The sequence below is a fragment of the Faecalimonas nexilis genome (assembly GCF_059731825.1).
In genome coordinates, this window is sequence record NZ_AP029189.1 from 1807577 (window position 1) to 1821516 (window position 13940).

Below are 13940 nucleotides of genomic sequence, written 5' to 3' on the forward strand. Positions count from 1 at the left end.
TGTCCTAATATCTTGTCTTAATAGATGGAACATCAAAAGATGTATTCAATAGATCCTGTAAATCACCGGAGATATCTACGTTAGCCGGTGTAATCAGAAAAATATAATTTGAAATCTTTTGCAGATTTCCATCAATAGCAAATGTCGCACCGGAAGTAAAATCTATCAAGCGCTGTGCCACTTCTAAATCTAATCCTTCCAAATTCAGGATAACAGTGCGTCCACTAAGCAGAGTCTCTGTAACTTCTCTGGAATCGTCAACATTTGTCGGCTTAATCACACAGACTTCCATTCCGGTTGTCTTTCTTGCAGGCTGACGCATAGGTGTTACTTTGCTGCTTGCTGGTTTTGCATGCTGGCTATGCTTCTCTTCTGGAACATTGTATTGTTCTTCATTTTCTTCCATCTGCTTTTCTTTCTTGAAAAAATTTCTTTTTGGCTTCTCTTCTATATCATCGTATTCTTCATCATCAAAGAACTCTTCATCGTAATCCTCGTCCTCATCACTCAACTTCAAAATATCTAAGAATTTGTCTAGTACGCCCATAATTATTTTAATCTCCTATCTTACTTCTATACTGTGGTATAATTTCGTTCACCAAAAATCCCGGTTCCCACACGAACCATAGTTGCACCCTCTTCAATAGCAACTTCATAATCATTGGTCATTCCCATCGAAAGAATACTCACATTAACATTATCAATGTTTTTGGCGTTGATGTCAACAGATAATTTGCGTAAACGTCTAAAAATAGGTCTGTTTTCTTCTGGATTTTTCACATATGGGGCAATTGTCATAAGACCTTTGATTTGAATATTTGGAAATAATGCAATTTTCTCAATCAAAGGAAGTACTTCCTCTACTTTTACTCCAAATTTACTCTCTTCTTCCGCCACATTTACTTCGATTAAAATGTTGGAAACCACGTCTTTTTTAGCTGCTTCCTGATTGATTGTCTCTGCCAATCGCAGAGAATCCACAGAATGAATCAATTCTGTTTTATCGACGATATATTTTACTTTGTTTCTTTGCAAATGACCAATCATATGCCATTTGATGTCTGATGGAAGCTGCTCATATTTTTCAGTCAGCTCCTGTACTTTATTTTCACCAAAACATCGTATTCCTTCGTTATAAATTTCTTGCAGCATAGAAATTGGTTTTGTCTTGCTCACGGCAATCAAAGTGACTTCACTTCGTTCTCTTTTTGCTCGTTTACAAGCATCTGCAATTTTTTCTTCTACTTGTTGTAAATTCTCTGATAACATGATTAAAAACTCCTTTTAAAAAACAATATCATTTTCTTTGATTCCGGTACTGTCTAATGCAATCCGATCATAATTGGAAAGCCCATAGCTGTTTCCCTCTTCGACAATGTAATATTCTTCACTTTCACTTAAGATATTAATCTGCTTAAACATTGCATATCCTTTGTTGATATTATAAACGCCTTTTAATGATTTTTTCTCTTTTAGCTGATAAGTTTCTGTAGACTCCGGTTTAATGATCACATCATTTTCTTGAAATACATTCGGATCTAAATATACCGTTTCGTTTTCTTCATAATAAATATTAACCGGTAAAAATTCGGTAATACTTTCCCCATTTTTATCTGTAGTCTGCCGGAGTACCCCCTGCTCAGAGCTATTGCCGCCCTGTGTAATATAAGATTTAGGAACTACGTAAAAATCTTTTTTTGTCTCAGCAGATTTTGGAATCTTAAGCCCGGATTGGTCTTCCAAAATCAATTCAATATCCAAATAACGTTCGTTTGCATATCGAATCATGGAGTTGTCAAATCCGAGATAAGCCAAAATATGTCCGTCAAGCTCTTTAATTTCTAAATTTCCCCATAATGTCTGATTATCTTTTGAAAAACGGACTTTTACCGATTTTTTTTCTTTTAGTACATCATAGGTTTCTTTTGAAATCTCTGTTACTAATGTCCATGATTCATCCGTAACCAGCTTATAAACAGGATCGCCGGCATTCACTTTCGTATTGTTGGCAAATTCTGTTTTTTGGTAATTACTCTTATCAAGAGATTCCAAAGTTACCGTGTCTTTTGTCAACCCTTCCATCCCATCTACAGAATATACTACAATCCCATCCTCGGCAGTTGAATACAGATTCATGTCTGAAAGAGTTCCATTGCTCAAAGCGCTATTCAGTTGATCCATCTTACTTTGACTGGAAATACTCTGCAGAGAACTTTCCATTTCATTCTTAAATAAATACATGTCTGAAAAAGAAGCATCTTTAAAGCTTTCACTAAATGTCTGTATTTTTAAAGACAAGGCATTTTTTTGTTCTTCACTTAATGTGACATTATCCTCAGAAGATCCATTGGAAAATGTTAGTTTTTCGTTGGACAGTGTATAAATATTAGTTCCTGCACGTACTTTACTATTATCCGTCGTATAATAATTGATATATCCGCTATTATCAGCATAGGTTACGTTTTCCGTACGAATAGCGATTCCAGTGTATGCATTATCCTTTAGAATTGAACCTTCCCGCACCTCATAGGGAGTAATGCGAGGGGCTGTCAGGTACAGAATAATAGTCACGATCAGATACAAAAAAATGATTCCAAAAATAATCAATCCGATATTTATATATTTCTTTTTTCGATAAGTTCTGATATTTGATGTATATGATGACAAAACCAATCCTCCTAAGATAATTTTTTCATTGCACTACCATTAAGGTAACAGAAGCATTTTCCTTGATAAGACTCCTGCTCGTTCATTTTAGCAATCACTTCATCCTGCAGTTTCCACCAGCTGGTATTCCAATTAGAAAAAAGAGAGTCTTTTTCCGGAACACGACTGAATAAACGTTCTACAACAATTTCCGGTGATAAATGTTCTAAAAAAGCAATCAGTCTTTGGATATACTCTTCTTTGCTGCATATTTTGATTGTACCACTTTCATACTCATAGGACAACTTTGTATTTTTTGCAATATATAAAGAATGAATTTTTACAATATCTATTTTTAAAGCAGATAATATTTTTGCACTTTCAATTGCATCTCGCATCGAATCTCCCGGAAGATTCAAAATAATATGTGTGCAGATTGGAAAGGCATATGACTGTATCATAAGTACTGCATCAATATATTCGGCTAATCCATGACCGCGGTTAATAGTATCCAATGTATGGTAATTAACTGTCTGCAAACCTAGTTCAATGCTGATAGCAACTTGATATTTTTCACTTATAGATTTTAAGACATCTAAATATTCTTTTTGAATGCAGTCAGGTCGTGTGGAGATTGAAATTTCCACAATATCCAGACAGGCTGCAGCCTCGCAAATATATGCCTGAAAGACATCCAATTTCATAAATGTATTTGTATAATTCTGAAAGTATGCAATATATTTTTTTGCCTTATATTTTTTTTCAATAAGTATTTTGGTACGTTCAAGCTGTTCTGTCACAGAAACCTGAGAAGCTAGTGCTTCAAATCCAGTTCCTACTTCAGAACAAAAGCTGCACCCGTTGCCGTCTAAACGGTTAGGACAGGTGATTGGAAGATTGATAGGCAATTTATAAACTTTTTCGCCATATTTTTCTTTTAAGTAATCTGAATATTTATAATATAATCTTTGTTCTTTCATCTCTAAATAGTTCCTTTTCGTCTGTATATTTTTTTATCAAAAGTGAATACTACTGTATAGATGATAAATAAGGAGGAAATATACATGAAATGGTTTGATAACACAAGTCTGACACTTGTCATTATCGGTGCAGTCAACTGGCTTCTAATCGGTATTTTTCGATTTGATTTAGTTACATTTCTTTTTGGAAATTTAAGCTGGATTTCAAGAATCATCTATACTGTCATTGGTCTGTGTGGTCTGTATCTGATCAGTCTTTATGGCAGAATTGGCAATATGGGAGATTCTTAACTATATAAATAGGGCTCTCATTGTGAGAGCCCTGGTATGGTAGATAGTAATGAATCCATTGTAGTATAAAGTGCATTTTTCGATTCGGCTCCCATGACAACAGAAATATACGGACGCGACTGACTATCCTGTTCATATAAAACAAGACATGCTCCGGCCTCATCTGTAGTTCCGGTTTTCCCACCGACCACTGTCACATTCTCCGGTGCCGTTCGGGTTCCGTTCACAAATAAATTGGATTGTCTCCAAGTCACGCTTCTTACAGAACCGTCTGGTTCCTTGATGTCTGTAGTGTAACTTGGCGAAGATATAATATCAACGAATTTCTCATTCTGAATTCCCTGATTAAAAATTAAATACAAATCATATGCAGTTGTATAATGATCTTTATCATGATAGCCATGCGGATTCACAAAATGTGAATTTGTAGCCCCCAATGCATTTGCTTCCTGATTCATCAACTGTACAAACGCATCGACGCTGCCAGAAATATGTTCCGCAATTGCAACAGCACTGTCATTCCCAGATGGAAGCATTAGTCCATACAATAAATCTTCTAACGTAAGCTGTTCGCCCTCTCGAAGACCTGCTACAGAAGAATCAGATGGTACAGATACTGCATTTTTACTTACCGTAACCTCATCTGAAAGTGTGCCGTATTTCAATGCTAAATACAAAGTAAGAATCTTCGTTGTACTTGCCGGAAACAAACGGTCATGCATGTGTTCCGACAAAAATACTTTCTTCTGATCTACACCGAATAATGCAGCTGCATGCAAAGAAGAAGCTACTTCGAAGTCATTCAGCGAAACATTTTCATTGGAAACACATAATTGATTCGCAAACAATTCCCCTTCATACAAATATCGATCATAGTTTGTAGTTTCATATTCTGTTACAATTTTTTCTTTTTTTGAAATACACCCAGCTGACAATATCGCAATGATAAGAATGATGGACAGTAGGCGTCTTTTTTTATCTATACATCTCACGCCAGTCCAAATCTCCTCTGTCAAGTGCAAGTACAATCAATTCAGCTGTTGCCAAATTAGTCGCCATAGGAATATTGTGCATATCACACAAACGCACTACATCATTTACATTCGGTTCATGCGGTTTTGGCGCCAATGGATCTCTCAAGAAAATCAGCGCATCAATATCATTCTGTCCTACCTGACTTCCAAGTTGCTGCATTCCACCTAAAGGTCCTGCTAAATACTTGTGAATAGACAGGTTCGTCACCTCTTCAATCAATCGTCCTGTTGTGCCTGTTGCAAACAAATTGTGTTTACTTAGAATTCCTCTGTATGCGATACAAAAATTCTGCATTAAAGTTTTTTTAGAATCATGTGCAATTAATCCTATATTCATATTTCCCACTCCTTACTGGTATTTTTTCGGTTGTAATCCTACATTTAAAACAAATCCAATTCCCATATAAAAACATACAATAGATGTCAAACCTGCACTGACAAACGGAAGAGAGAGTCCGGTATTGGGCAATACTCCTGTAGCCACACCGATATTGATAAAACTTTGAATCGCTATCAGTGCGGCAACTCCCTCGCAAATAATCCGCCCCGCAAGGTTCTGGGCTCGGAGCCCTATTAAAATGCATTGTATTACAATTAATAATAACAAAATTATGACGATACAACAACCCACAAATCCTAATTCTTCACCAATAATTGCAAAAATAAAGTCTGTATCAGCCTCCAAAAGGAAATTTCCGTTCTTTACAGAGGTTGTCGTATTGTTATTTAGTCCCTTTCCTTTCAGCTGTCCGGAACCGATTGCCATAATAGAATTCTGTTGCTGATAAGCAGTATCATCCGCATATTTTTCCGGTTCCAGCCAGGCAAGAATACGTTTTTGCTGGTATTCTTTCAAAAATGGCTGGTTTGGCATAACAGCGATGCTGACAACAATGATTGCTGCCGGAATTGCAATTGCAAGTGCAGTGCCAATGAACTTGTAACTCAATCCACCGATGTACATCAAAATACAAAACAGCGCCGCAATACAAAGTGTATTTGAAAGGTTTGGCTGTTTATAAATTAAAAGCAGAGAAGGTGCAATCAGTAAAACAGACTTTACAATTGTAAGTGGTTCCTTCATACGCGCTTCATGATTCATCAAAAATTTTGCGAAAAACAAAATCATAAAAATTTTAGTAAAATCAGAAGGCTGCAATGTTGTAAAACCTAAATTGATCCACCTCTTTGCACCATTTAATTCCATTCCCAAAAAGTGTACATATAACAATAAAAGCAGATTAAAACCATAAATCAGCCAATATAGATTTAATAGCCATTCATAATCAATCATAGAGATTATCACCATAACAATAATTCCCATTATGATACCAATAATCTGTTTCATCTGCGATGATGGCTCGGCACTTCCGACAGCTAAAACGCCAATTATGGAAAGTGCAAGCACCGACAACACTAATAAAAATTTAAAATCTTTTATATGATAGGGTTTCGATAGTTTCACGATTCTTCTCCTGTAAGTTTAATAAATATTGTTGAACGTGTAAATTGAACGTCAAACGTCTCCGGAGTTACTTCCATGTATTTTGAAATTGTCTTATACAATTCCAATTGTACTTTTTCTAATGCATCGGGTGTACAGTTTACGCGGTCTGAAACAAGTAATACTTTCAGCCTGTCTTTTGCAATTAAAACAGAAGGTTTTCTTTTGATTGTTTCAAATACGGCCATCTTTGCAGCACCTCCTAATGTTTCTGAAAAATACGAGTCAGTTTGGTGAAGAAACCGGTATTGGAATCTAAATTCAGGAACGGAACTTCTTCACCTAAAAGCCGCTTACAAATATTAAAATATGCTTTTCCTGCCATGGAGTCAAGTCCGATAACAGGCTCTCCCTGATTTGTTCCAATCACAATCTGTTCGTCATCCGGAATTGCTCCCAAAAGATTGACTGCTAAAATCTCAGTAACATCCTCTACTGACATCATATCTCCTCTTTTTACCATATCCATTCGGATACGATTGATGATCAGGTCAATTTTTTTTATCTGATTTTTTTCCAGCAATCCGATAATGCGGTCTGCATCACGGATTGCTGATACTTCCGGAGTTGTTACAATGACTGCGTGATCTGCTCCTGCAATTGCATTTTGAAATCCTTGTTCAATTCCGGCAGGACAATCCAAAAGTATGTAATCATATTCTTCTTTTAATTCTTCCGTCAGTTTTTTCATCTGCTGTGGAGAGATTGCAGACTTATCTTTTGTCTGCGCTGATGGCAGAAGATAGAGATTGTCATATCGCTTGTCCCTGATCAACGCCTGTTTCATACGGCAATTTCCCTCAATGACATCTACCAGATTATATACGATACGATTTTCAAGTCCCATGACAACATCTAAGTTTCGAAGTCCTAAATCCGTATCAATCACCACAACTTTTTTGTCTAATTTTGCAAGCCCTGCTCCTAGATTGGCAGTCGTTGTTGTCTTTCCAACGCCACCCTTCCCTGATGTAACTACAATAACTTCACCCATTTTAAATTCCTCCTACATGCTTTTTTATATCTGCGGGTCTGTTTGACATTTTTCTTTTGTGCTTTAAAAAGGGTTCTGAACGTATTTTCCGGTTAATCTCCTCGTATCTCTGAACCAAGTGAAGAAGCAGTTCCGGTTACAAGATCGGCATCATCTGCCAGATTAAAATATTTTCTAACCATATCTCTTCCGATCTCAGCAGGATAACCAGAATTATATCCATATGCAATACGTGCACTGACTGCAATCTGCGGTTCATCAGCTGGTGCGTATCCCACAAACAATACGTGGTCCGCATGCGCTTTGCTATGCTGTGCAGTACCGGTCTTTCCTGCCATTTGGATTCCGCCATCCCGCACGCTTTTAAAGCGGCTGTCGCGTTCTACCATCTGTTCCATACCTTCTTCAATCAAATCAAAGCTACTACTGCTAATTTCACTTTCCTCAATCTGTTTATATAATGTAGGCTCAAACTCTTTGACAAGATTACCGTCAACATCTTCAATTTTACTCAAAAGTGTAAGATCATACACGGTACCTCGATTTGCAATAGCTGTCACATATTTTGCAAGCTGGCTTGTTGTAAAGAGGTTTGTACCCTGTCCGATTGCAGAACGGACAGCATCCTCATCACTGACACGAGGTTCAGATTCTGGAATTTCAAGACCGGAAGTCTCTCCAAGACCAAACATCTCCGCGTATTTCGCAAGTTTGTCAGTTCCGACATCCGAAGAGTAATTTCCTTCAGATGATAAACCAAGACGATATCCGACATCAAAGAAAAAGTTGTTACATGAATGTGCCAGCGCACCGGTTACGGTTAAGTTGCCGTGCCCTCCAGGATAAATCCAACATTTCGGACTAGGGGTAATATTTTTATATGGTCCATAACATCCAATCGTAGTACTTCCGGTAATAATACCTTCTGAAAGCCCCGCCGCTGAGGATACCATCTTATAGGTAGATCCAGGTGCGGTTGTCTCTTGAGTAGCTTTATTGTAAAACGGCTGTGAAAGATCTACATACAATTTATTGTAGTAGTCTGAATCCATTGTATTGGCAAGTCGATTGTTGTCATATCCCGGATAAGAGACAAGTGCAAGTGTTTTTCCTGTCGCAACTTCAGTCATAACAAATGATCCGGTGGACGGTTCAACACCTAACTGCCCTGGGGTAATTTCCAGACTTTCAATCTTGCTGCGAATGAAATCATACGCCGATATTGATCCTGATGCAAGTCTGTTATATTGATCCTGTTGTTCATCAAGCGGAAGTACATTTTGTTCATATAACAGCATACATACCTGACTTCCACGAAGCGTTCCATCTTTGATCATGTACTGGTAAATAAGTTTTTCAAAATTGCTGTCTGTTTTCAGATAGTCATTGATAAACGTTAATATTCCCTGGTACAGTTCTCCGGCATTTGAATATTTTTCGTCGGAAGATACGTAATCCTGAATGACAGAAGTATCAATCCAGTTCTTTGAAATGGCATAATTCAAGTACTCTTTCAAACTGATTGATTCATCTGTTTTCCAAGCTTTATAGGTCTCATCGTTCGTATCAATTTTATCTTTCATAATAATTTCCGTCTTGGAAGTAAGTAGATCCGCCTCAATATAATTCATATATGCCTGCATCTCTTTCGACAGATCTTCATATGGTTCTGCTGATGAAGATTGCAGCTCTGTTATAATCTCATTAATGGCAGTATCCAGTCTTTGACTGTATGCAGCATAGACCTCCTGCTCAGTCGCCTGTGCCTCACTCGTCGCAAAGTGATCAATATCTAAAATCTCATTTGCGAAAAATGCATTATAGATATCACCGACCGGAATAATAATATCGGAATTTCCCTCTGGATCTCTGGTATAATCAAGAGCCGTCGTCATTTTTTTCAAAATAATACCTGCAAGCTTTTCCTCTATTAAATTGTACGCCGTAATCTGCAGATTCTTATCGATAGAAAGATAAAGGTTATTGCCTGCCTTCGGCTCCTTATCTTTCTTGCTTTCAATAACTTTTCCCACACTGTCGACATATACCGTTTCTTTTCCTTTTTCACCTTGCAGATATTCATCCATTGTCTGCTCGATACCTGATTTTCCTACAATATCTGTCAGAGAATACGATTTCTGCTGTTCTTCGCTCAGATCGTCGTACTCTTCCTGAGAGATCTTTCCGGTGTATCCAAGAATGGATGAAAAATATTTACTGTCCGGATATTCTCTCAGAGATTCCTCTCCGATACTGATTCCTTGAAGATCAGATAGATTTTCCATGATAACCGCCACTGTCTGGTCACTGACATCAGAAGCAATGGTTGTTGGAATATACTTCTGGAAACTGTTTAAATGCATTCCATATCGGATTGTCACAAGCTGAAGGACACGGGATTTTCCATATTTTTCTTCGTATTTTTCCTGATCAATACCAAATCCCCAAGATTTTCCACGCTTATTCGCACAGAGAAAATCCATGACTTCCTGCGGCGTAGAATTTTTTTCATCTTCCGATAACTTATCAATTGTTGTATATCCATAAATATCGGCAAGAAAACGCAGTCTTCTGGTACCTTCCGAGTAAAGAAATTCATATTCATTATTAGAGTTTAGAATAATTCCAAAATCATTTACAATCGAATCTCCATTTTTTTCTACCATATCAATGACGCTATTGATTGTTTTATTAATAAGTTTATTTTTCTGTTTGGTATCTTCATAAGAACCATTATCTTCAATCTGTACGGAATAAGCGAGCTTGTTTGTAGCAAGCACCTCCCCGTTGAGGTCATATATAACTCCTCTAGTTCCTTGGATGGTTTTTGTCTTTTGAATCTTCAATTTGTAGTTGTTCAGGTAATCTTCCCCTTTTACAATCTGTAAATAGAATACACGCTGAATCAAAATTGCAGATAAAATACAAAAAACAACAATCAAAACAAATAATCTTGACTTTAATACTTCTAGAATAGAATCTTTTAGACGATTAAACAAATTTACTTGCACTCCTTTTTTCTTCTGCTTCTAATTTTTGGTTAATATGCAAAATAAGCTGGTATAAAATTAATGTTACTAAAATAGTATATATTAATTCCGGCATAATGATATGGTTCAAATAATATAGATAATTGAACCGACTTCGAATAATGAACATGAAAATACACACAATATGTCCATAAATAAAGTCACTTGCCGCAATCAAAATCAATGGAAGTTTAATATCCTCAGCGTAAAAAATCCGCTTGAAGAAACCATTTACATAGCCAATCAGCATAAAAACTAAAGCGTAAAATCCAATCAGCTCACTAAAGAATATATCGACAAGCAGACCGGAAAGAAAGCCGACAAACATACCTTCCTTTTTACCGCGCATGAATCCAAATGCTGATGTGATTACAATCAAAAGATTCGGTGTGATGGATGCAAATGCAATTTTTTGAAAAACGGTACACTCTAATAAAAAGCATACAACAATAATTAAAACAGTGATGACTCTTCTTTTCAAAACAGTACTCCTTTCTACTATTCTTCTTTCTCCAGCATCTCCTCTTTTGTAGTTGTAATGACAAGTACTTCCTGTAAATGTTGAAAGTCAACAGCAGGTGTAATATATCCCGATCTTGTAAGGTTGTTTGCATCCGTTGTGATTTCACTGACATACCCGATCAAAATTCCCTGCAGATATTTGCTGCTGATATGTGAAGTAACAACCTGTTCTCCTTCTTTTATTTCGGAACCATTATTTGCAAGCTGTTCAAAACGAATTTTCCCATCGTTCATCAGCGTTAAATCCCCTTTTACAATACATTTATCCGAAGTCGACAAAATCAGCGCGCTGACATTGCTGGAATCATCTATGATCGAGCGTACACGTGCCCAATTCGGTCCGACTTCTGTCACAATTCCCACAAGACCGGTTCCAGCCATGACATTCATATCCTTTTTGATACCATCTTTTTCTCCTTTATCAATGGTAAAAGAACTGAACCAGTTACCGGAATCATTCGCGGTGACATGTGCACCGACTTTTTTATAATCCGCATAACTTTGGTCAAGCGCATAAAGTTCCTGAAGGCGTTCTAATTCATAACGCTCTTGCTGCAGACGATTGTTCTCAATCGTTAATTCGTCCACAGTTTTCTGCAGTTTCTCATTTTTGCTTTTTACTTCTTTTAATGTTTCAAAATTTTGAGTTAGATCGCTCATCCACAATCCAATATTATTGATTCCTTTCTGCATCGGAACAATCGTGTAATTTGCCACTGTCCGAAGCGGCCCATTCACTTTATCTGTCACAAGTGACAGTCCCATCAAAATGATACAGATTAATGAAAGAATCAATAACCAATATTTACTTGCTAATGTCGTTTGATTTTTTGTTTTCATATTATCCCATCCACCTATAATTTTCATCTAACATTGAAAATGTCAATTTTCTCAATTCTTTTGATTGAATGATCTGTTTGAGACCTTCCACCACACAAACATCAGGATTCTTGACAGCTTGTGCTTTAATACCGGTTCTTCCTTCTATGTATTCGGCAAGTCCTTTCATATGAGCGAGCCCGCCTGTAACATAAATCCCGTTCATCTCAATTGATTTTCGGACTTCAGGCGGTGTTCGTTCCAATAGGAGGTCAATCTCTCGAATACAGGCAGCCAAAGGCTCTTTAACCGCCGCTCTTACAAGATTGACGGAAATCTCTTTCTGCTGTGGAACACCGGTAATCAAATCCCTGCCGGCAACCTCCATGGAAGTGTCCGTCTTTTCATCGAAGACATCAAAATGCTGCCGTAATTTTTCCGCAGTCAGTCGTCCGATCAAAAAATCTGTAGTATGACGTACAAGGCTGCTGATTGCATTGTCAAGCATAGCACCTCCGGTCTTTACTAATTTATTCAAGACCATACCGCCTGATGCGAGGACGGACAGCTCTGTTGTCTCACCACCGAAATTGGCAATAAATATTCCAGGAGAATTCTGAATATCCAGCCCAATCCCGATCGCATCTGCGACTGCCCGCTCTACAACATTGACTTCTTTTGCCTTTGCAGTAGAATGTACAACCAAATCAAAGAATGCCTTTTTTTCAACTTCCGTCACATCAGTCGGAACGGCTACTATATATTTTGAGCCACGTGCAAAATGGCGTTCCTTTTTCAGCAGATTGTTCAATAAGTATTGCATATCATAAAAGTGAGAAATCACGCCTTCTTTCATCGGAAAGACGACTTCTATATTGTCAGGCGCTTTTTCAAACATCTCATATGCCTCGTCACCCACAGAAAAAATCTCATCTTCATTTGCAATAGCAATTGTATTTTTTTCTCGCCATATGGCATTCTTTTTTTTATCATAAACTTTGATCTCATAAGTGCCAAGATCCAGTCCATATATATTTCCAAACATTGTATATCCTTTCGATTGTCATAAAAGCCTCTGTTCAGCAAAGCTGATATAACAATTATTGCCAATAATAATGTGATCTAATAATTCAATTCCAATCAGATTACCTGCATCTGTCACTCTTTTAGTCAGCAGTATATCATTTTTACTTGGTGTCGGATCACCGCTTGGGTGATTGTGCATCAGTATAATGGAAACTGCATTTTTCTCAAGAGCTTCTATAAATAATTCTCTTGGAGAGACTAAAGAAGCGTTAACTGTTCCTTTTGAAATATCAGTCTCACCAATGAGTTTTGATTTCGTATTCAGCATCAGAAGTTTCATGTGTTCCTGCTTCCGATGACGCAGATCTTCCATATAATAATCTGCGATTGTAGACGGAGACGTAAAAATCAGACTTTCTTTTACACTGGCCTTCGAAAGACGCTTTGCCAATTCCGAGAGGCATAAAATCTGAGTTGCTTTTACTGTTCCGATTCCTTTGATTGCCTTCAGCTTTTCCATTGTAAGCTGGTGCACTGCCAAAATATTGTCCTCTTCCTGCTCCGATGTGCGTAAAATATTACGCGCCATCTCCAAAGAGTTTGTACCTCTTGTCCCAGTTCTCAAAAGAACCGCGAGCAGCTCTGCGTTTGACAAGTTCTCGACTCCATAGCGGAGACACTTTTCATACGGCCGCTCATCTTCCAACATTTCTTTGATTGTGCATGTTTGATTCATTCTCTTGTACAGACTCTTTGACACGATAGCATTGCTATAAGAAGCGATAAATAATTGCAGATATAACAAGTCCAATAATGCTTGCGATTGTTATTTTGATATTTAATGCGAATGTAATAACCAATATACCGAGATTTAACACAATTGGGTTATCAAATCCAAAAGACTGCCCATAGTTCAACCAGGCAAATCCAGGCATATCTGCTGTAAGCGTTCCTATAAACCCGCCAAGAACAATCCCTGCCAACATTAAGAGAAATAACGCCCAGGAATTCTTCCCTCCTGCCCTCTTCATTTGTACTCCACCTCGTTTCTTACTCCACAAACTTTACTTATTTTACCACAATTTAAAATTGGTG

16 protein-coding genes are annotated in these 13940 nt (G+C 37.4%); 1 reads left to right on the forward strand and 15 read right to left on the reverse strand.

Annotated features, from left to right (window positions below):
* Positions 1-4: 4 nt before the first annotated feature.
* Genes AC6I5B_RS09145 through mnmL form a run of 4 tightly spaced genes read right to left on the reverse strand, consistent with a single transcriptional unit; the run spans position 5 to position 3626 of the window.
* Entirely contained in the window at positions 5-547 is a 543-nt protein-coding gene (locus AC6I5B_RS09145; RefSeq protein WP_004612588.1) for a cell division protein SepF, read from the reverse strand.
* Between the two features lie 26 nt (positions 548-573).
* The gene (locus AC6I5B_RS09150; RefSeq protein ID WP_004612587.1) at positions 574-1269 is read right to left on the reverse strand and encodes a YggS family pyridoxal phosphate-dependent enzyme; all 696 of its coding nucleotides are present in this window, start codon (positions 1267-1269) and stop codon (positions 574-576) included.
* Between the two features lie 15 nt (positions 1270-1284).
* On the reverse strand, positions 1285-2667 hold the full coding sequence (locus AC6I5B_RS09155) for a biotin/lipoyl attachment domain-containing protein (protein WP_044987138.1): 1383 nt from the start codon (positions 2665-2667) through the stop codon (positions 1285-1287).
* 11 nt (positions 2668-2678) lie between these two features.
* The gene (mnmL, locus tag AC6I5B_RS09160; RefSeq protein WP_004612585.1) at positions 2679-3626 is read right to left on the reverse strand and encodes a tRNA modification radical SAM protein MnmL/YtqA; all 948 of its coding nucleotides are present in this window, start codon (positions 3624-3626) and stop codon (positions 2679-2681) included.
* An 84-nt stretch (positions 3627-3710) separates the two neighbouring features.
* Here mnmL and AC6I5B_RS09165 point away from each other — a divergent pair, with 84 nt between their 5' ends.
* A complete protein-coding gene (locus AC6I5B_RS09165) occupies positions 3711-3917 on the forward strand; it encodes a DUF378 domain-containing protein (RefSeq protein ID WP_022251062.1) in 207 nt (68 codons plus the stop codon).
* A gap of 17 nt (positions 3918-3934) precedes the next feature.
* On the opposite strand, the gene AC6I5B_RS09170 is transcribed toward AC6I5B_RS09165, so the two are convergent.
* From AC6I5B_RS09170 to AC6I5B_RS09220, 11 genes are all read right to left on the reverse strand, one after another.
* Complete coding sequence (locus AC6I5B_RS09170) at positions 3935-4909, reverse strand: D-alanyl-D-alanine carboxypeptidase family protein (protein WP_022251061.1); 975 nt, start codon at positions 4907-4909, stop codon at positions 3935-3937.
* Entirely contained in the window at positions 4893-5288 is a 396-nt protein-coding gene (locus AC6I5B_RS09175; RefSeq protein ID WP_022251060.1) for a methylglyoxal synthase, read from the reverse strand. Before AC6I5B_RS09175 ends, AC6I5B_RS09170 begins: the two co-directional genes overlap by 17 nt.
* Positions 5289-5300: 12 nt before the next feature.
* Entirely contained in the window at positions 5301-6416 is a 1116-nt protein-coding gene (locus AC6I5B_RS09180) for an FtsW/RodA/SpoVE family cell cycle protein (protein WP_173690988.1), read from the reverse strand.
* Positions 6413-6643, reverse strand: coding sequence for a cell division topological specificity factor MinE (gene minE / locus AC6I5B_RS09185; RefSeq protein WP_004612580.1), 231 nt, complete (start codon positions 6641-6643; stop codon positions 6413-6415). The genes AC6I5B_RS09180 and minE overlap by 4 nt, the downstream gene beginning before the upstream one ends.
* Before the next feature lie 14 nt (positions 6644-6657).
* The gene (gene minD / locus AC6I5B_RS09190; RefSeq protein WP_004612579.1) at positions 6658-7449 is read right to left on the reverse strand and encodes a septum site-determining protein MinD; all 792 of its coding nucleotides are present in this window, start codon (positions 7447-7449) and stop codon (positions 6658-6660) included.
* Positions 7450-7541: 92 nt separating this feature from the next.
* A complete protein-coding gene (locus tag AC6I5B_RS09195) occupies positions 7542-10460 on the reverse strand; it encodes a penicillin-binding transpeptidase domain-containing protein (RefSeq protein ID WP_004612578.1) in 2919 nt (972 codons plus the stop codon).
* On the reverse strand, positions 10441-10959 hold the full coding sequence (gene mreD / locus AC6I5B_RS09200; RefSeq protein WP_022251057.1) for a rod shape-determining protein MreD: 519 nt from the start codon (positions 10957-10959) through the stop codon (positions 10441-10443). The genes AC6I5B_RS09195 and mreD overlap by 20 nt, the downstream gene beginning before the upstream one ends.
* Positions 10960-10976: 17 nt before the next feature.
* Entirely contained in the window at positions 10977-11840 is an 864-nt protein-coding gene (gene mreC / locus AC6I5B_RS09205) for a rod shape-determining protein MreC (RefSeq protein WP_022251056.1), read from the reverse strand.
* Position 11841: 1 nt separating this feature from the next.
* Positions 11842-12864, reverse strand: a complete 1023-nt coding sequence (locus tag AC6I5B_RS09210; protein ID WP_004612575.1) for a rod shape-determining protein — start codon at positions 12862-12864, stop codon at positions 11842-11844.
* A gap of 18 nt (positions 12865-12882) precedes the next feature.
* Complete coding sequence (radC, locus tag AC6I5B_RS09215; protein ID WP_004612574.1) at positions 12883-13581, reverse strand: RadC family protein; 699 nt, start codon at positions 13579-13581, stop codon at positions 12883-12885.
* Positions 13582-13615: 34 nt separating this feature from the next.
* A complete protein-coding gene (locus AC6I5B_RS09220; protein ID WP_004612573.1) occupies positions 13616-13876 on the reverse strand; it encodes a DUF4321 domain-containing protein in 261 nt (86 codons plus the stop codon).
* Between the last annotated feature and the right edge of the window lie 64 nt (positions 13877-13940).

Bases quoted from the DNA above. Each gene is read 5' to 3' on its own strand.
- AC6I5B_RS09145 (WP_004612588.1), bottom strand. From the start codon at position 547: ATGGGCGTACTAGACAAATTCTTAGATATTTTGAAGTTGAGTGATGAG.
- AC6I5B_RS09150 (WP_004612587.1), bottom strand. From the start codon at position 1,269: ATGTTATCAGAGAATTTACAACAAGTAGAAGAAAAAATTGCAGATGCT.
- mnmL (WP_004612585.1), bottom strand. From the start codon at position 3,626: ATGAAAGAACAAAGATTATATTATAAATATTCAGATTACTTAAAAGAA.
- AC6I5B_RS09165 (WP_022251062.1), top strand. From the start codon at position 3,711: ATGAAATGGTTTGATAACACAAGTCTGACACTTGTCATTATCGGTGCA.
- AC6I5B_RS09175 (WP_022251060.1), bottom strand. From the start codon at position 5,288: ATGAATATAGGATTAATTGCACATGATTCTAAAAAAACTTTAATGCAG.
- minE (WP_004612580.1), bottom strand. From the start codon at position 6,643: ATGGCCGTATTTGAAACAATCAAAAGAAAACCTTCTGTTTTAATTGCA.
- minD (WP_004612579.1), bottom strand. From the start codon at position 7,449: ATGGGTGAAGTTATTGTAGTTACATCAGGGAAGGGTGGCGTTGGAAAG.
- mreC (WP_022251056.1), bottom strand. From the start codon at position 11,840: ATGAAAACAAAAAATCAAACGACATTAGCAAGTAAATATTGGTTATTG.
- AC6I5B_RS09210 (WP_004612575.1), bottom strand. From the start codon at position 12,864: ATGTTTGGAAATATATATGGACTGGATCTTGGCACTTATGAGATCAAA.
- radC (WP_004612574.1), bottom strand. From the start codon at position 13,581: ATGAATCAAACATGCACAATCAAAGAAATGTTGGAAGATGAGCGGCCG.
- AC6I5B_RS09220 (WP_004612573.1), bottom strand. From the start codon at position 13,876: ATGAAGAGGGCAGGAGGGAAGAATTCCTGGGCGTTATTTCTCTTAATG.